The organism is Winogradskyella sp. PG-2 (assembly GCF_000828715.1).
Taxonomy (GTDB): Bacteria; Bacteroidota; Bacteroidia; order Flavobacteriales; family Flavobacteriaceae; genus Winogradskyella.
In genome coordinates this window covers 3,554,265-3,572,916 of sequence record NZ_AP014583.1, presented here as the reverse complement: position 1 = coordinate 3,572,916, position 18,652 = coordinate 3,554,265, and the positions used below count along the sequence as shown (strand labels likewise).

At 30.7% G+C, this 18,652-nt stretch carries 16 protein-coding genes; 7 read left to right on the top strand and 9 right to left on the bottom strand.

Features of this window, described 5'->3' with window-relative positions; translation table 11 throughout:
- The first annotated feature begins 222 nt into the window (after positions 1–222).
- Positions 223–816 carry a hypothetical protein gene (locus tag WPG_RS16065; RefSeq protein ID WP_045474548.1) on the top strand — a complete coding sequence of 198 codons (594 nt, stop codon included), beginning with the start codon at positions 223–225 and terminating at the stop codon, positions 814–816.
- Here WPG_RS16065 and WPG_RS16060 read toward each other — a convergent pair whose 3' ends face one another.
- The 7 genes from WPG_RS16060 to tsaD form a co-directional block, all read right to left on the bottom strand.
- Positions 817–2,001: a THUMP-like domain-containing protein gene (locus tag WPG_RS16060; protein ID WP_045474546.1), complete on the bottom strand. Its 1,185-nt coding sequence runs from the start codon at positions 1,999–2,001 to the stop codon at positions 817–819.
- A gap of 7 nt (positions 2,002–2,008) precedes the next feature.
- Positions 2,009–3,097, bottom strand: coding sequence for an AI-2E family transporter (locus WPG_RS16055; protein ID WP_045474544.1), 1,089 nt, complete (start codon positions 3,095–3,097; stop codon positions 2,009–2,011).
- Positions 3,098–3,144: 47 nt separating this feature from the next.
- The gene (locus WPG_RS16050) at positions 3,145–3,651 is read right to left on the bottom strand and encodes a TrmH family RNA methyltransferase (protein WP_045474543.1); all 507 of its coding nucleotides are present in this window, start codon (positions 3,649–3,651) and stop codon (positions 3,145–3,147) included.
- A 244-nt stretch (positions 3,652–3,895) separates the two neighbouring features.
- Positions 3,896–4,537 carry a DUF4159 domain-containing protein gene (locus WPG_RS16040; protein WP_045474538.1) on the bottom strand — a complete coding sequence of 214 codons (642 nt, stop codon included), beginning with the start codon at positions 4,535–4,537 and terminating at the stop codon, positions 3,896–3,898.
- Between the two features lie 6 nt (positions 4,538–4,543).
- Positions 4,544–5,248 (bottom strand): 16S rRNA (uracil(1498)-N(3))-methyltransferase, encoded by a 705-nt coding sequence (locus tag WPG_RS16035; RefSeq protein ID WP_045474536.1) that lies wholly within the window; start codon positions 5,246–5,248, stop codon positions 4,544–4,546.
- Positions 5,248–5,859: a peptidylprolyl isomerase gene (locus WPG_RS16030; RefSeq protein WP_045474534.1), complete on the bottom strand. Its 612-nt coding sequence runs from the start codon at positions 5,857–5,859 to the stop codon at positions 5,248–5,250. Before WPG_RS16030 ends, WPG_RS16035 begins: the two co-directional genes overlap by 1 nt.
- Positions 5,860–6,418: 559 nt before the next feature.
- The gene (gene tsaD / locus WPG_RS16020) at positions 6,419–7,441 is read right to left on the bottom strand and encodes a tRNA (adenosine(37)-N6)-threonylcarbamoyltransferase complex transferase subunit TsaD (RefSeq protein ID WP_045475713.1); all 1,023 of its coding nucleotides are present in this window, start codon (positions 7,439–7,441) and stop codon (positions 6,419–6,421) included.
- 163 nt (positions 7,442–7,604) lie between these two features.
- On the opposite strand from tsaD, the gene WPG_RS16015 reads away from it, so the two are divergent.
- From WPG_RS16015 to WPG_RS18280, 5 genes are all read left to right on the top strand, one after another.
- Positions 7,605–12,017 carry a translocation/assembly module TamB domain-containing protein gene (locus WPG_RS16015; protein WP_231850213.1) on the top strand — a complete coding sequence of 1,471 codons (4,413 nt, stop codon included), beginning with the start codon at positions 7,605–7,607 and terminating at the stop codon, positions 12,015–12,017.
- Between the two features lie 136 nt (positions 12,018–12,153).
- Positions 12,154–13,140 (top strand): 6-phosphofructokinase, encoded by a 987-nt coding sequence (gene pfkA, locus WPG_RS16010; RefSeq protein ID WP_045474529.1) that lies wholly within the window; start codon positions 12,154–12,156, stop codon positions 13,138–13,140.
- A gap of 28 nt (positions 13,141–13,168) precedes the next feature.
- On the top strand, positions 13,169–14,170 hold the full coding sequence (gap, locus tag WPG_RS16005; RefSeq protein WP_045474527.1) for a type I glyceraldehyde-3-phosphate dehydrogenase: 1,002 nt from the start codon (positions 13,169–13,171) through the stop codon (positions 14,168–14,170).
- Between the two features lie 72 nt (positions 14,171–14,242).
- Positions 14,243–15,112 (top strand): N-acetylglucosamine kinase, encoded by an 870-nt coding sequence (locus WPG_RS16000; protein ID WP_045474525.1) that lies wholly within the window; start codon positions 14,243–14,245, stop codon positions 15,110–15,112.
- 140 nt (positions 15,113–15,252) lie between these two features.
- Entirely contained in the window at positions 15,253–15,423 is a 171-nt protein-coding gene (locus WPG_RS18280) for a hypothetical protein (RefSeq protein ID WP_045474523.1), read from the top strand.
- Positions 15,424–15,484: 61 nt separating this feature from the next.
- Here the strand turns inward: WPG_RS18280 and WPG_RS15990 are convergent, their stop codons facing one another.
- The gene (locus WPG_RS15990) at positions 15,485–15,826 is read right to left on the bottom strand and encodes a hypothetical protein (protein WP_045474521.1); all 342 of its coding nucleotides are present in this window, start codon (positions 15,824–15,826) and stop codon (positions 15,485–15,487) included.
- Between the two features lie 213 nt (positions 15,827–16,039).
- Between WPG_RS15990 and WPG_RS15985 the strand changes: the two genes are divergently transcribed.
- Positions 16,040–17,377 carry a M24 family metallopeptidase gene (locus WPG_RS15985; protein ID WP_045474518.1) on the top strand — a complete coding sequence of 446 codons (1,338 nt, stop codon included), beginning with the start codon at positions 16,040–16,042 and terminating at the stop codon, positions 17,375–17,377.
- Here the strand turns inward: WPG_RS15985 and WPG_RS15980 are convergent.
- A complete protein-coding gene (locus WPG_RS15980) occupies positions 17,374–18,651 on the bottom strand; it encodes an MFS transporter (protein ID WP_045474515.1) in 1,278 nt (425 codons plus the stop codon). The two genes, WPG_RS15985 and WPG_RS15980, sit on opposite strands and share 4 nt — an antisense overlap.
- Between the last annotated feature and the right edge of the window lies 1 nt (position 18,652).

The following is an 18,652-nucleotide window of genomic DNA, read 5'->3' as shown; positions in this document are numbered from 1 at the left end:
TAAAAAATGAACGTATTTCAATAAAAATGCGGATGCAAATGTAACTTTTCATATTAAAGAACGCAACATTTTTTTTGAGTTTTTTATAATTAAAATGCTACTAATTTAATCTAAGACAAATACATAATTGCTTTTTCAAATTTTAGCACTCATTTTTTGGAATAACTTCTTTTTAATTACTTTTAAAAGATGCAAATCAATACTGTTAAGAAATTTAAGTAAATGTCAAAATATCAAAAGGATAGAGCATTTTCTGATTATATTCACAAGCATTTAGCAATTCCTTTAATCTATAATCTTTTAGATTGGAAAGAAGTACAATTGCGAAAAGACTACGCAGAATATATAGATATGATGGATGGTATTGACTATGTATTTAGAAATGGTGATGCAATTATGAGCGTGCAAGAACGGTTCAGAGAAGTTCAATATAAAGACTTTTCAGACTTTACGATTAGATATAGACGCGATGATAATAAAGTAAAAGAACGGCATAAATCTGAATATTTTAAAATTAAGGCGCATTACTTTACTTATGGAATCATAGATAGCTCAAAACAAGATAGAGCTATTGCAAAAGATTTTATTAAGTATGCCATAATTGACCTAAATATGGTATATGAAAAATTAGATGATAAGTCAATTATAATTTCAGATAATGGTAAAAACAAATGCAGAATAATTGATGGAAGTCGCATTGAGTGCCCTATAAAATACAATAGTGATGGTTCTTCATCATTTTTTCCTATTGATATTTCTTATTTGGTGCAATTGTGGGGAAATGATATGGTGATTACTCAAAAAGGATTTCTTTAATTAAATATTGATTTTTGAGCAAACTAAAACAATTTTTTCTTCATTTAAGTTTGTAGTAAAGAACAGATAATGATTACCACCATCTTTAATTTTTAATTTTTTACGAATTTCTGAAACTGAAAGCGGAAAATTTCGAGTGGTTACATTGGCTTTAGAAATTTTCTCTTTTGCAAAGACTTTTTTGTTAAAAGGCAATTGATTTTCAATCTTAAAGCACCTTCCAGGAAACACAATTAAATCTTTAGACGTGTAAAGATGTGAATGCTTTTGAAGCTTAGGTATATTAAGAATATTACTAACTGAATTAAATGCTCCAGATTTTAATATAGCTGAATTTGGTTCATACAAATAGGTGAGTGGTTGACTATATTCGGCTTTTGAATTAGACTCTTTAAAAAAATTAAATTCAAAATGTTGATTACTGTCTTTTTGTAAATTCACAGTTTTTATAATGACATTATCTTCATAATTACGTTCTAAAATCCAAAGTAATTCTTTGACTTCATTGTTTACAGCCACAATATGAATCTCTTTAACAGACTTTAAATCTGAAAGTGTGGCAGATAAATCTAAAATTGGTGATGTTTTTATCATCACATGTTCTGAATATTTTAAAAATAAATTTTGAAAAATCTTGATATTTGGAGTGCAATCTGAAAGTAAAAATACTTTCTCCTTTGTACTATCACGTCGAGAAGGATCGATATAAATCCAATCAAACTTTTTGTCTAGGCGTTTAAGAACGTCTATTCCATTTTCAGAAATACATTCAATATTAGAAGTATTGAGTACTTTGTAGTTATGTTTTACAATGTTAGAGAGGTTAGAGCTGATTTCGCAATGGGTAATTTGTTCTATATTTTTAGAAAAGGAATAAGAATCTATACCAAAACCACCTGTTAGATCAATAAGAGAATTCCCTTCAACTAAACTTGCTTTGTAATTTGCTGTTACTTCAGAAGAGGTTTGTTCTATATTAAGTTTATTGGGATAATATATGTTTTCAGAATTATACCAGGTTGGTAATTTCTTTTTAGATCTTCTTTTGGACTCAATCTGTTCAATTAATGCTTTGGTTTCAATACTTTCAAAATCAATGCCTTTTAATAACAATCTAGTAATATCAGATTCTAAGTTTGAATTGATGAACCTTTGAATTTCAATATTGAGAAGATTAGTGTTCAAACTAAAATTATAAACCTTTTGTGAGTTTACTTACCAATTTATATTCAGATAAAAACTCTTTCAGGATTACTTTTATTGCTGTGTATGCTGGTACAGCGACTATCATACCAACGATACCGAATAAAATTCCAGCAATTATTATAATTAAGAAAATTTCTAGTGGATGTGATTTTACACTTTTAGAAAAGATATAGGGTTGACTAAAAAAATTATCAACTAATTGAGCAATAACAAAACCTATCATTACATAAGTTGTTTTTGGTAAAATGATCTCACTAAAGCTTTCACCTAAATTGCTCGACATGCTTAAAAGTAGCATTAAGAAGCCGCTCACAAGTGGACCAACATAAGGTACAAGATTTAATAATGCACATAAAAAAGCTATAACAACCGCATTATCAATACCAAAAATCAGTAAAACTATAGTATAGATAATAAATAGAATTAATATCTGAAAAATAAGACCAACAAAATAACGAGACAGCAAGTCTTTTATCTTTGTAAATGAACGCTTAGAACGCATTTCGTTTCCTTTAGGGACTAAAGTCATTATCCCATCTTCAAACAATTTGCTGTCTTTTAAAAAGAAGAATGAAATAAATAATACAGAAAACAATCCAATACTAAAACTACCTAATCCACTTATAAAACTATTGAGGAAGTTTGGAATCACAGCAAAATCTAGTTTGGAAAGTAAGTTAGATTCTTTAATCGATTGTTCTACATCAATATTCTGAAATTCAAAATACGTAACAATTTGATTGTATAAATCCTCAACATTGGTTTGTAACTGGTCTATATTTAATAAAGCCAGGTTGTGTCCTTGTTCAGCTACTAATGGGATAAACATACCAACCAAACCGACCAATAATCCAATTAGCAATGCCATAGTTGATACAACAGCAATTGTATTACTAAACTTTAGTTTTCGTCTTAGAAACAAAACAATAGGTCTGCCAATTAATGATATTACTGCCGCGACTGCTATATAAACTATAACAGACTGAATCTTATATAAAAAGAACAATACTAGCGCAACTGCAAGTAAAATGGCTATTGCTCTTAAAATACCGTTTGCTATTGTTTTAGAATTCATTGGTTGTATTTATTCAAAGATGCTGAAATAAACTCAGCATGACAAATTTAGGAATTAAGTTGTTTTGTAAGTTCGTAAAGCGTAATACTAGTCGCTTGTACTACATTCATACTACTATTATTGCCAAACATGTTTATGTGAACGACAGCATCCACTTGATTTAAAATAGATTCTGAAACACCAAAACTTTCATGACCAAGAATCAAAGCAGTAGGTTGATTCGTTCTTTTGAGTTTAAAATCATTAAGTTCTGTGCTAGACTCAGTAATCTCTAATGCAATTAAATAATAGTTGTCATTTTTTAAATTCTCTATAACATTAGCAATTTCTATTTCAATTTTATGATTAACATATTTTTCAGTAGAACGCGATGTTTTAGTTATCCGTTTACCAAATGAAACATTTTCACCACAAAAGATGATTTCTTCTACTCCAAAGGCGTCAGCTATACGAAATAAACTTCCAATATTTGGAGTATTAGTAATATTATCACAAACTAATGTGATTGGATGTTTTTGTTTTTTGAAGTTAGAATTGTGGTGAGTGAGTTGCAAGCTTAAAAATTATTGACAAGAAATTAAATTATATTTTAAATGTGAACAATCTTGATGTCCATAAAAAATATAAACTTCATTATAATTAAAATTGCTACTATCAATTTTTGCAAGGGGAATTGAGACAAAGATTCCGATTAGAGAAACCAATAGTATTTTAGTCCAAATAGAATTTGGCTTTTTTTCTGGAATTTTAAAGTTAAAAAGATCAAATGATTCAATATCCATATTTTCTAAATATAAATTAATTCTCAAAAGCATGCTTAACAATATTTGCTCCCATTTGTAGGGCTTTCTCTCGAACATCCTCAGGATCATTATGCACTTCCTGATCTTCCCAACCATCACCTAAATCACTTTCAAACGTAAAAAGTAAAACTAATCTACTTTCATGAAAAATCCCAAGAGCTTTTGGTGCTTTGCCGTCATGCTCATGGATTTTTGGTAAGCCATTTGCAAAAGTATATGCCGAGCTAAAAATTCCGTGATCTTTTGGGATTTCAATCAATTCATTATTAGGGAATACTTTCTTTAATTCTTTGGTGACATATGGTTCCATTCCGTAGTTATCATCAATATGAAGAAAGCCTCCCGAAATTAAATAGTTTCTCAAGTTCTCTGCATCATCATCACTAAAGAATACATTGCCATGACCTGTCATGTGTAACAACGGAAACTGAAAAATATCTGTGCTACCAGCTTCAACGGTTTGAATATTCTCATTGATATTAGTATCTATATTGTCGTTACAGTATTTAACCAAATTTGGTAATGCTGTTGGATTACTATACCAATCCCCGCCACCTTTATATTTTAGAATCCCTACGTCTTGAGAAAATAAAAGCATAGAGAAAAGAGAAAAGAATAGAGAATAAATTAGCTTCATAAAACATTATTCATTTGAGAATGCGATAGAATGACAAGCAGCAATGGCAGCAGTTTCAGTTCGTAAACGTGTTTCACCCAAAGTTATAGGAATAAAATTATGTTGCAAAGCTATTTCGATTTCTTTAACGCTAAAATCACCTTCAGGTCCAATTAAAATAATACAGTCTTCATCAGTTTTAAGTAATAATTTTAAAGATTTTCTATCAGTATCTTCGCAATGTGCAATAAATTTTTGGCCAGAAAAATCCTGATTAATAAAATCTTTATATGCAATTGGAGCATTAAGTTTGGGCAAATAACATTGCAAGGATTGTTTCATAGCTGACTGAATAATTTTTTCAAAACGTTCCGTCTTTACTACCTTACGCTCACTATGATCACAGATAATTGGTGTAATGGTTTCAATCCCTATTTCAGTAGCTTTTTCTAAAAACCATTCGTAACGATCATTTATTTTTGTTGGTGCAACTGCTAAATGTAAATTATATGAACGTTTAGTCTGTAACAGTTTTGAGATAATATTTACAGAACAATGCTTTGGTTCTGCTAAAGTTAATTCTGCTTCAAACAACCAACCATTTCCATTGGTAATATATAATGTATCTCCTGATTTTTTACGGAGGACTTTTTCAATATGACGACTTTCATCTTTATCGAAATTAAAGTTAGAGTCGTTTTCAGAAATATTTGGGTTGTAAAATAATTGCATTATTTGGTGGCTTCTGTAAATTTTAAAACCGTTATTTCTTCAATAGGAGTACTATTCTGGGTTTTAATGACAATGTAATACTTTTTTAGTTCTACGTCGTCAATGGTGACCAAAGTATTCACTGAGCTGCTAAAAGCAGATTGGTCAAAAGCAGTAGTTAGGTCACCTGGTTTTATCCAACCTGTATCACCTCCCATTTTTGCAGTGGGACCAGAGGAATAATATTTTGCTAAGTCTTTAAATTTATAGCCTTCATTGTACTTAGCTAAAACTTCATTACCCTTAGCTTTATTAGCTTCATTGAAAACAATGATATTGAATCTGTAATAGTCAACTTCTTCTTTATTTATGATCTTATAATATGTGGTCTTAAAATCTGTTTTAACAACCTTTTTTCCGCCTTTTGAGAGTTTAAAAAGGTCATCAGCTAATCGCGTTTTATGTTTTTCTTTATTAAAAGTGAATACTTTACTCTTATTTACTTTTTTGTGAGACTTGGCAAATAATTTAGCATCTTCTGATGATGAAATTAAGTCCAATTCTTGCTCCAAAGATTCTTGAGAAAAACATAGAAAAGGAACTAATAGTAAAAGTGTTAAAAATGTTTTCATGATAATTTAATTTAGTTTGATTTGGGTTATTACAAAACAACTAAATTTTAAAGCGCAATAGAAACAAAGTGCTTTAGCTTATCAACAGATGTTTTAACAATTTTAAAGCCTACATTATTCTCTTTTAATTAGAAATTTCACTAAACTAATAGTTAAGTTAAAAAACAAAATTAGTTGTGCGAATATAAAAACAAAACATATAATTATTGAGAAGCCAGTTAAACTTGATGTATCATCAAACAAAGGAAATTTTGAATGCTTTTTTATTCCTATATTAAAATACCCAATAAAAAATACTGGTATAATTGCCAAAGTTATAATCGAATGAATTTTAGTAAGGCTATTTATGAGATGTCTTTTTGTGAAAAAATAAATAATTCCAAACATGATATAAATGATTGCTATTAAAATACAAACATGAGAGTTGTGAATTACATAATAAGTGTCATGAACATTTATATCGATAATAGCATCTTCACTATTTAACCAATAAATTCCTAGTAGCATAAAAAATATTGCAACGATCCAATAATAAAAATATATTTTAAGTTTATTCATATTAAATCTTCAACCGAGCGCTTGCCATCACATCAAAATCAGAAAAATCCTTTTCTAAATATTTTAAATAGCCAACAATAGCAATCATTGCGGCATTATCTGTAGTGTATTCAAATTTTGGAATGTAGCTTGTCCAACCGTGTTTTTGTTTAGCGTCTTTGAGTGCTTTTCTAACGCCGGAGTTGGCCGAAACACCACCACCAATTGCAATATGATTGATACCAGTTTGCTTTACAGCAAGCTTTAATTTATTCATTAAAATGCCAATAATTGTATATTGAATGGATGCACAAATGTCATTTAAGTTCTCTTCAACAAAATTTGGATTGGCTTTAACTTCGCGCTGAACAAAATAGAGAATGTTAGTCTTTAAACCTGAAAAACTAAAGTTAAGCCCATCCACTCTTGGTTTAGTGAACTGATAGGTTTTAGGATTACCAAGTTGTGCGCGTCTATCAATTTCTGGTCCAGCAGGATAACCTAAACCTAATACTTTTCCACTTTTATCATAAGCTTCACCTACAGCATCATCAATGGTTTCACCAAGAATTTCCATTTCAAAATGACTGGTTACTTTTACAACCTGTGTGTGTCCACCAGAAATGGTCATCGCCAAAAATGGAAATGGAGGTTTTGAGTGTCCTTCCTCAGTAATAAAATGAGCTAAAATATGAGCTTGCATGTGGTTAACATCAATTAACGGAATATCTAAACCATAAGCTAAAGATTTTGCAAACGACGTACCTACTAATAAAGAACCCATTAAACCTGGTCCACGTGTAAAAGCTACAGCATGTAATTGGTCTTTAGTAATACCAGCCTTTTCAATCGCTTGGTGTACCACAGGAACTATATTTTGTTGATGTGCTCTCGATGCTAATTCGGGCACAACACCACCATATTCTGCATGTATTTTTTGATCCGCAACAACATTACTCAAAATACAGTCGTTACAGAGTATAGCTGCCGATGTATCATCACATGAGGATTCAATACCGAGTATATAAATATTTTCTTTTCCCATAGTTGATGATGGCACTATAATTGTTAATTTTACCAGATATAGTCTAATATGAGGTTTTCCCACGTATTATACTAGGCAAAGGTAATGAAGATTTCATCAATTCATAAGTGTAAATTCTATCAAAAGAGTACTCAAAATAATAGGTAAATTAGTAGGCATCATTTTGCTGCTATTTCTTATTGTCTTTCTAATACTTGGTATTCAGGCTGTACAAACTAAACTAGGTAAATATGCTACCGAAAGATTAAATAAAGATTTCAAAACAGATATTAATATTGGTAAAGTTGGTCTTCAACTTAATGGAGATATTGAATTTAAAGAGATTTTAATTAGAGATTATAAAAAGGACACACTTATTAGTATTGGGGAGCTTAATAGCTCAATTATTAGTTTTAAAAACCTCTATAATAGCAAACTAAATTTTGGAGATATAGATATACAAGATTTGGTGTTCAACCTCAAAACGTATAAAGGAGAAGTAGACACTAATTTAGATGTTTTTGTTGATAAATTTGATGATGATAATCCAAGAGTTGGTCCAAGTGAATTTTTGTTTTCCTCGAGTGATGTTTCTATAGAGGATGGTATATTTAGATTAGTAGATGAGAATCTAGAAACACCAAAAGTTTTTGAATTTTCAGAATTAAATGCCAATACCACAAACTTTTTAATTAATGGACCTAATGTAAGTTCTCGAATTAATACCTTTAGTTTTAGAGATAGTAGAGGTATTAAGGTTAAGAACTTAATGGCAAATTTCGATTATGCTCTAGATCATATGACCTTTGGTGATTTGAATATTAAAACGGAACAATCTGAACTAAAAGGGGATTTAAGATTTAATTACAAGCGAGAAGATTTAAAGTATTTTACAGATAAGGTTAATGTAGATGCCAGTTTTAAGGACTCTGAGATTTCTTTAACTGAGCTTAATGTGTTTTTTGATGAGTTCGGTATTAACCAACGTGCTAAATTAAATGCAGACTTATCAGGAACACTTAATGATTTAGTAGCAACTAACCTTAATGTAAGTACAACTAGAAATACTAGAATTATTGGTGGTATCACTTTCAAAAACTTATTCAGCAGAGAAGATGACAGTTTTGCATTAGATGGACGCTTTAATAATTTGGCTTCAAATTATAATGATTTAACAGCTTTATTACCTAAAATATTGGGTAAGTCTATACCAACAATTTTATCTAAAGTTGGAAATTTCAGAATTAATGGAACATCATATATTACTGCAAAACGTGTTGATGCAGATATTGAAATCAATACTGAATTAGGTTTTATAAAATCTGATTTAGAATTAACAAATATTGATGATATTGATAATGCAAATTATATTGGGAATGTTGTTTTAGATGAATTTAATATAGGTGAATTAATCAATGATTCTTTGGTTAAAAACACTTCATTAAATCTCGATTTGGATGGAAAAGGATTTACAATTGATAATCTTCGAACTGATGTAAAAGGGGATGTCTTTTCATTAGATTACAATGGGTATGTTTATGAAAATATAAATGTCTCAGGAGATTTAGGTAATAAGATTTTTAACGGTTTATTAAAAGCAGATGATCCTAATTTACAGTTAAATTTTAATGGCTTAGCTGATTTTTCTCAAGAAGAAAAGAAGTTTGATTTTAAAGCTAATGTTGGTTATGCTAATCTAAAAGTATTAAACTTTGTGACGCGAGATAGTATCTCAGAGTTTAGAGGCATGGTTAATATGACAGCTACGGGTTCAACTTATGACAATGCAAGTGGTGCGATTAAGATAAAGAATACAACATATAAAAACCAAGATAGTAGATATAAGTTCCAAGATTTTGATATTGTGTCATCATTTAAAGATACTGAACGTACTATTGCTATTAATTCGCCAGATATTATAAATGGTAAAATAACGGGTCAATTTAAGACTAAGGACTTATTAAAATTAGTAGAGAATTCAGTCGGTAGTATTTATACCAATTATATTCCTAATGAGGTTGAAGAAGGTCAATACATAGATTTTAAGTTTAATATTTACTCAAAAATTGCTGCTGTACTTTATAAAGATTTAACGCTGGGAAAAAACACCTTTATTGAAGGTAGAAAGGAAACCGATGAAAAGGGGTTTGATTTTACTTTTAACTCACCTGAGATTAAATTCCAGGAGTACTTTGCTAAGAATATTAATATAAGTGTAGATAATAGTAATCCGCTTTTTAACACATTTATAGAAATAGATAGCCTTAATACTGGCGTGTATAATGCATCTCAGTTTAGCTTAATTAATGTAACAAAACGTGATACACTTTTAATTAAATCTGAATTTAAAGGAGGCAAAAATAATAAGGATAATTTTAACTTAAATCTATTCTATACTATAGATGATACTAATAAGTCTGTTATTGGTTTCAGAAAATCTGATATTGAGTTTAAAGGTTACGATTGGTTAGTTAATTCAGAAAAAGATACTTTAAACAAAATCCGTTTTGATAGAAAGTTTAAAGTCTTTGATATTTTCCCAATTAAAATAAATCAAGGTAATGAAGAGATTTTACTCTCTGGCAATATTAAAAATGACGAAAACAAAAATTTAAATGTTGATTTTAAGGATGTACAATTAGTTAAGATTACTCCTCGTATAGATAGTTTAGCATTAAAAGGTATCGTAAACGGTAAAGTAGATATGGTACAAAACAATGGAGTGTACTTGCCAAAATCTGATGTAGAGGTTAGTAATCTTTTTGTTAATGATTATGATTTAGGAAACCTAACAGCTAAAATTGAAGGAAATAATTCTATTACAAACTATACAGTTGATGTCTCTCTAACCAATGATAATCTTACATCATTTGCTGCAAATGGAACTATTGATGTTGCCCAACGAAACCCAACAATAAATTTAAATGTTGATTTTGAAGAATTTTTGCTAGACCCTTTGAATCCTTTGGGTGAAGGAGTAATTAACAATATTAGAGGTTTAGTTTCTGGAAATGCTAAAGTTACGGGAAGCTTAAAGAAACCAAGTATTGATGGTGAATTGTTGTTAGATAGGGCAGGTTTATCTATACCATATTTAAATGTAGATTATGGTTTTGATTTTGATTCTAAAGTGTCTCTAAGAGAACAACAATTTATATTTAATAATGTAGCTATGACAGATTCTAAATACTTCTCTAATGGAAGTTTAAATGGCTATATTGAACATGATAATTTTTCGGACTGGAAGCTTGGACTAAAGCTAGATACAGATAGATTATTGGTGTTAAATACCGAAGAGTCTGAGAACGAATTGTATTACGGTACAGGTTTTATTTCGGGGACTGCGGAAATCAGAGGGCCTACAGATCAGTTAATTATAGAAGTAAATAATGGTAGAACAGAGTCTGGGACAGAGTTTTATATTCCTCTAAACGATTCTGAAAGTTTTGGCGACAACTCGTTTATACATTTTTTAAGTCCAACAGAGAAATTGGCTAGAATAAATGGGGAAGTAACAGAACAAATTGAAGTTAAAGGTTTGGTTTTAGATTTCGATTTAGATGTTAATGAAAATGCAGTTATTGAAATAGTAATTGATAAGGAAGCCGGTAGTACAATAAAAGGAAAAGGTAATGGCGGATTAAATTTTTTAATTAACACTAATGGTACATTCAATATGTGGGGAGATTTTATTGTAAGTGAAGGTACTTATAATTTTAAATACGGAGGTTTTGTAGAAAAGAAATTCGAAGTTGAAAAGGGTGGAAGCATAGTTTGGGAAGGTGACCCTATGACAGCACTAATTAATCTTAATGCAGTTTATAAAACTACAGCTAACCCTTCAGTATTGTTAGATAATCCAATTAGCCAAAGAATACCAGTAGAAGTAGATATAGCATTGACAGGTCAATTAGAGCAACCAGAGCCAGATTTTAATTTAAGGTTTCCAAATGTAACATCTACCTTAAAATCAGAGCTCGATTATCGTTTGTCATCAAAAGATGAACGTAATAATCAGGCCTTAACATTATTAGGTACAGGAAGTTTTTCTAATGGTATTAGAGGAGTTAATTTCACAGGTACCATTTCTGAGCGTTTAACAGGCATAGTAAATAATTTATTGGGCGGAGATAATGGAGGTTTACAAGTTGGGGTAGATTTAGAACTAGGACAAGATACACCAGATGTCCAAACGGATAATAGAGTTGGATTAACTCTTCAAACAAAGATTAGTGAAAAGATTTTAGTTAACGGAAAGTTTGGTGTACCATTTGGAAGTGCCCAACAAACCACAATAACAGGTAATGTTCAAGTAGATTGGCTTCTTAATGAAGATGGGACATTTCGTGCAAAAGTATTTAATAGAGAAAATACAATTAGAAACTTTGGTGAAGAAATAGGTTACACCCAAGGAATTGGTTTGTCATACAGTGTGGAATTTGATACGTTTAAAGAGTTACTTCAAATTATCTTTTCAGGCAAAAACAGGAAAGATAAAAAGGTAAAAAACACACCAGAAAAGAAAAGAAATGAAGATGATGAAATGATGCCAGATTATATGTCAATGAAGAAAAAGAAGATAAAAACCAAGTCTTAGAAGTACCGTTTTTTCTTTTTTATCAAAATACTTATTAACGAAAACGTTTGAATTGTTTTTTAGGTCATTATTTTATTAAAATAGTGACTTTTTTAAATGTATTGTTTAGTAATTTTACTCAAAATTGTTTATTTAAATGGCAGATACAATCAAAAAAATAGGCGTTTTTACTTCTGGAGGAGATTCTCCGGGTATGAATGCTGCTGTTAGATCTGTAGTTAGAGCATGTGCTTTTCACAATATAGAATGTGTTGGTATTTATAGAGGCTATGAAGGGATGATTGATGGCGACTTTATTACTATGAATGCTCGTAGTGTAAAAGGTATTATTAATAAAGGTGGTACAATTCTAAAATCTGCACGTTCTAAAGAGTTTAGAACAAAAGAAGGAAGAAAGAAAGCACATCAACAATTAATAAAAGAAGGTATTGACGCTTTAGTTGTTATTGGTGGTGATGGAAGTTTTACAGGTGCAATGATTTTTAATCAAGAATATGGCTTCCCAGTTATGGGAATTCCTGGAACTATAGATAACGATATTTTTGGTACTACACATACTTTAGGCTACGATACAGCTTTAAATACTGTTGTAGAGGTTATCGATAAAATTAGAGATACTGCAAGTTCACACAATCGTTTGTTTTTTGTTGAAGTAATGGGACGTGATGTAGGACATATAGCTCTTAATGTTGGTATTGCTGGTGGTGCAGAAGAAATTTTAATTCCTGAAGAAGATTTAGGTCTAGATAGGTTAGTTGAATCTTTACGACGAAGTAAAAAGTCTGGAAAATCATCGAGTATAGTTGTAGTTGCAGAAGGTGATAAAATAGGAAAAAGCGTGTTTGAGCTGAAAGATTATGTTGACCAGAATATGGAAGGATATGATGTAAGAGTTTCGGTACTTGGGCATTTACAGCGTGGAGGCTCACCATCTTGTTTTGATCGTGTATTAGCGAGTAGAATGGGTGTGAAGGCTGTTGAGGGGTTAAAAGAAGGGAAAAGTAATTATATGGTTGGTCTTAAAAATGATGTTATTGATTTAACACCATTTGATCAAGCTGTAAAAGGAAAATCAAAAATTAATATGGAACTCTTAAGAGTTTCGGATATAATGTCAATTTAATAATAACGAAAATTAATTAATAGTAAATATGTCAGATTTAAAATTAGGAATCAATGGATTCGGTAGAATTGGAAGAATTGTTTTTAGAGCAACAGTAAAGCGCAGTGACGTAGATGTTGTAGCGATTAATGATTTATTAGATGTGAACCATTTAGCTTACTTATTAAAGTACGATTCTGTTCACGGAAGATTTGATGGTACAGTTGATGTTAAAGACGGAAACTTAGTAGTTGATGGAAAAACAATCAGAGTTACTGCAGAAAGAGATCCAAAGAACTTAAAATGGGATGAAGCTGGAGCTGATGTAGTTGCAGAGTGTACAGGTATTTTCACAACTTTAGAGACTGCACAATATCATATAGATGGTGGAGCTAAGAAAGTAGTGATTTCTGCACCAAGTAAAGACGCTCCAATGTTTGTAATGGGTGTAAATGATGACAATTTAACGGCGAGTAATACAATTGTTTCTAATGCATCATGTACAACGAACTGTTTAGCACCTTTAGCTAAAGTTATTGAAGATAATTTTGGTATCGAAGAAGCTTTGATGACTACAATTCATGCAGCAACATCTACGCAATTTACTGTAGATGCACCATCTCGTAAAAATTATAGATTAGGACGTAGTGCAATTAATAATATTATACCAACGTCTACTGGAGCTGCTAAGGCAGTAGGAAAAGTAATTCCTAAATTAGATGGGAAATTAACAGGTATGGCATTCAGAGTACCAACTGTAGACGTTTCTGTTGTAGATTTAACTGTAAAGACAAAAGATGCTACATCTTTAGAAGCAATTAAAACTGCTGTTAAGAAAGCTGCTGCTGGATCTATGAAAGGTGTAATGGGCTATACTGAAGATGCTGTAGTATCTCAAGATTTTGTAAGTGAAGTTAAAACAAGTGTCTTTGATGCAGATTCTGCAATAGAATTAAACTCAAAATTCTTTAAATTAGTATCTTGGTACGATAATGAATTCGGATATTCTAACAAATTAGTTGATTTAGCACAAAAAGTGAACGATTTATAAGAAATAAAAGTAATTCCAAATTCCGTAGTGTTGTGAATTTTCATACCTACGGAATTTTCAATTTATTGTTTTATGATTTTAATTACAGATGGAGGTTCGACAAAGTGTGACTGGATTGCTATTGATAATCAAGGTAATCAAGCTGTAGACAAAATAAGAACCAAAGGTTTAAATCCTGCTATCATTGCGGAAAAAAAGCTAAAGAAAATTATTAGAAAAAGTGAAGAATTAATGGCTCTTTCCAATGAGGTTACTCATGTTTTCTTTTATGGTGCTGGTTGTGGAACTGAGAAGCCAAGATTGTCGTTAAAATCTATTATTGAAGAATACTTCCCAAATGCCAAAGTTGAAGTTAGAGAAGATACCTATGCAGCTGTAAGAGCATCAATTAATAAAAATGACGAAGCTGCTGTGGTTTGTATTTTAGGTACAGGATCTAATTGTAGTTATTTTGACGGTAAAGATTTGCATCAACGTGTAGATAGTTTAGGTTTTATATTAATGGATGATGCAAGTGGAAACTATTTCGGTAAGCAATTAATAAGAGACTATTATTTTAATAAAATGCCAGATACTATAAAGGTAGCATTTGCTCATAAGCATAATTTAGATGCTGATTTTATTAAGTATAACGTATATAAGCAACCTAATCCTAGTGCATATTTAGCAGATCATGCAGAATTTATGTTTATTAATAAAGATTCTGATTATGTAAAAGGGGTAATGCGTAAAGGTATTAGTCTATTTGCGGAAAATATGATTCTACAATTTAAAGACGAATTAGATAAAGGAGTCCCTGTGCATTTTGCAGGATCTATAGCTTATTTTGCTCAGAATGAGATTAAAGAAGTTGCTCAAGAGTTTGGATTTAAAGTAGGTAATTTTGTGAGACGACCGATTGAAGGTTTAGTAGGTTATCATGTTAAGAACCTAGTAATTTAGAAATTGTAATTATTGCATACGACGATAAAAAGTATAAATGATTTAGTTTTTAATAAGCTGTTAATAAATGTCAATTAGACTATTGTAAAACTTATAATTTGGTTATATCTTTGCAATAGAAATAAAAACGAAACTCAATTATGTTTGAATTTGATCAATATTTAGGATTTTTAGCTTTTTTAACCATATTAACTATTGGATTTTGGTTAATGATTTTCCTTCTAACATTTGTAATCCCTTATTGGGTATTTGGTTCGGCTATAGAGCGTTTTAAAGAAATTAGAGAAGAAAAGAAAGCTAAACGAGCATAAGATAGATTTAGCTATATATAAATAAAAGAGAAGGGGCACTGATGTGCCCCTTTTCTTTTATTTATACTTTTCTATATTGTTTGTAACCAGTATTTGTTTCAATTTTAATTGAGTAAGCACCAGTTCTTAATATATTTAAGTAAATAGTGTCATCAAATTTATTTGTTGACAATACTTTTCGTCCATTTCTGTCGAAAATATCTAATTGCTTCAAATCTTTTGAAAGACTTTTTGTATTTATACCCTTTGATGCATCATAAACTATAGTCTTATGATTTGGCTTTTTAATTGTATTAGTTATAGTATACAAAATGTTATTATTATTAGAGCCAAAACTCATAAATAAAAAACAAAATGTAAATAATACAAAAAGTCCTGCTTGGGTTAATGAAGCTTTTTTCATAATCATTTGTAGGTTAAGTAGATGTCAACATATAAAGGTTACTAAAAATAATATGAAATATTTGCCACTTTTCGATGAATCACACAATTTGTTTAGGTGTATTCCTACAAATTAGTGTATTTTATTGTTGTAAATGGTGTTTTAACCGTATGTCTAAATGTTTATAATGACACCTATTTTTCATAACTTTATTCAATTATAATTCTTAAATAAATGAATTTTCTTAGAGTTTTATTTTGCTTAGCTTCTATATCAATATACAGTCAACAAATACTACCTGAGCGGCAACGTGCTGAAGTAGTAGATACTATTTTAAAAGATAGATTTGATAATCTATTACCCAAGCTTATGGACGATACAGGTTTTGATATGTGGATTTTAATTTCTCGCGAATACAATGAAGATCCAGTTTTAAAAACAATGTTGCCAGCAACTTGGCTTAATGCCAGACGCAGAACAATCATTGTGTTTTATAGAAATAAAGAAGAAAATACAATAGAAAAACTTGCTGTAGCACGTTATAATTTTGGTAAAAATATTATTTCGGCATGGGATAAAGAAAAAGAACCAAATCAATGGAAGCGCTTAATGCAAATAATTGATGAGCGCAAACCCAAAACCATAGGTTTAAACTATTCTGATAGTTTTAATATATGTGATGGTATTGTCAAAACTGATTATGAAGCATTTATGAATAACCTTTCTAAGTCTTATAAATCAAAAGTAAAATCTGCCGAACAATTGGCAATAAGCTGGATAGAAACGCGCACTGGAACGGAGATTGTGATTTATAATCAATTAATTGATATAACTCATGATATAATTTCTGAAGCATTTTCTGAAAAAGTAATTACTCCAGGAATTACAACTACTACTGATGTTGAATGGTGGATGCGAGATAAAGTAACTTCGTTGGGTTTAGAAACTTGGTTTCATCCAACTGTAGATGTACAGCGAACAGCTGAAGAATTAGGAAATCACTTATATGCTTTTTCAAATCGACCTGAGGATATGGTAATTCTTCCTGGTGATTTAGTGCATTGTGATTTTGGCATTACATACTTAAGACTAAATACAGACTGCCAAGAATTAGCTTATGTATTAAAACCAGATGAAACAGAGCCACCAAAATATTTAGTGGATGCTTTAAAGGATGGGAATCGTGTTCAAGATATATTCACTTCTAATTTCAAAACAGATAAAACGGGTAATCAAGTTCTAAGCGAATCTTTAGAAGAAGGTAAAGCTGAAGGTTTCAGACCAGCAATTTACACACACCCTTTAGGAAATTATGGCCACTCATCTGGTACAACATTAGGTATGTGGGATTCTCAAGGTGGTGTTCCAGTTACAGGCGATTATCCTTTGCACGAAAATACAGTTTATGCTATAGAGTTAAATACAACCGTTACTATTCCTGAATGGAAAAGAGACATAAGAATTATGTTAGAGGAAGCAGGTTTTTGGGGAGAAAATGGATTTAGATATGTAAACGGTCGCCAAACTAAATTATTGACAATACCTAGAATTAAAGATCATCAAGGGAATTAAATACTACTAGATTTAGAATGTTTGTATAATTTGTATGACGCTATAAATCCAATTAAAGCAAAAACAAACATAATTCCGAAGGTAATTTGATGTCCAGTAACTTCATTGTATTTATCTAAAAAATAACCATTGACTAGACCTGTGAATATATCTGGTGTATAACCTACAACAGAAATAAATCCAACTGCTGTACCAGTAACAGCCAATGGAATTTTAGCCTCTTCTAAAGTAGCAAAATATAAGACTCTTGCTGAATAAACTCCAATAGCCATAGTGCCTATGGACATAATAAACAATAGCGGAGTGGAATCACTTATAATGCCAAGTGCAAAAATTAAACTCGTTAGAGCCATTAAAAGGAATCCAATAATAATCCAAAGACTAGCTTTAGTTCTATCGGCTAATAGACCTATAATTACACCTATAACTGGTCTCATATATAATAGGTAAGTTCCGACTTTTGCAGCTTCAATTTTGTTGTAAAGTACGACCTGTTCTGCATATTGACTAAATAGGTTAGTCATTTTATAGCCATAATATGCACAAAGAATAATAATCATTAGAAGCCAAACTGCTTTAAACTTCATAACTAGTTTGAAATTTTCAATAGTGATGAGTTTAGCGGCTTTTTCTGATGATTCAGTCTTTTCGATATTTAATTTTAAAAAGAAAAATACAATAATCCCAACCGCAATTACAGCATATGAGGTGTATGTGATAACTTCTTTGAAAGCAATACGTCGTTCTGCAATAGAAGTCAATTCAATGTCTTTAGTTATGAAGAACGAAAAAATAAGAACTCCTGCGGAACCAAATAATGCAGCAACTAATCCACGACCTCCATCTAAAAAACCAAAAGCGATGCCTTGTTTATTTGTTCCTCCCCAAATACGAGTAGCTTTTATCATTGCTGCCCAAAACAAGAAAATAGTAGTAAACCCCCAAAAACCATATAGAACGTGAAGATTATATAAACTTGGATATGTGGCTAAATATATGCCACCCAAACCTGTAATTATGAGAGCGACTGACATTAAAATATTTGGTCTAAATCTATCGGCAAGTGGACCACCAAATAAATAGGATATTAAAGCAACAATGCCATAAACTGAGCCGCAACTTCCTATTTCCATTTGGGTAATAGAAAAGGATTCTAAATACGTGGTTCTAAAAATACGAGGTAATACAAAAGGCAAAATAAAAACAGCCTCTGCTGCTAATATTAGTAGTAATATTAAATAGAGCGGCTGTTTTTGAGTTGCTTCTTTATTCAAA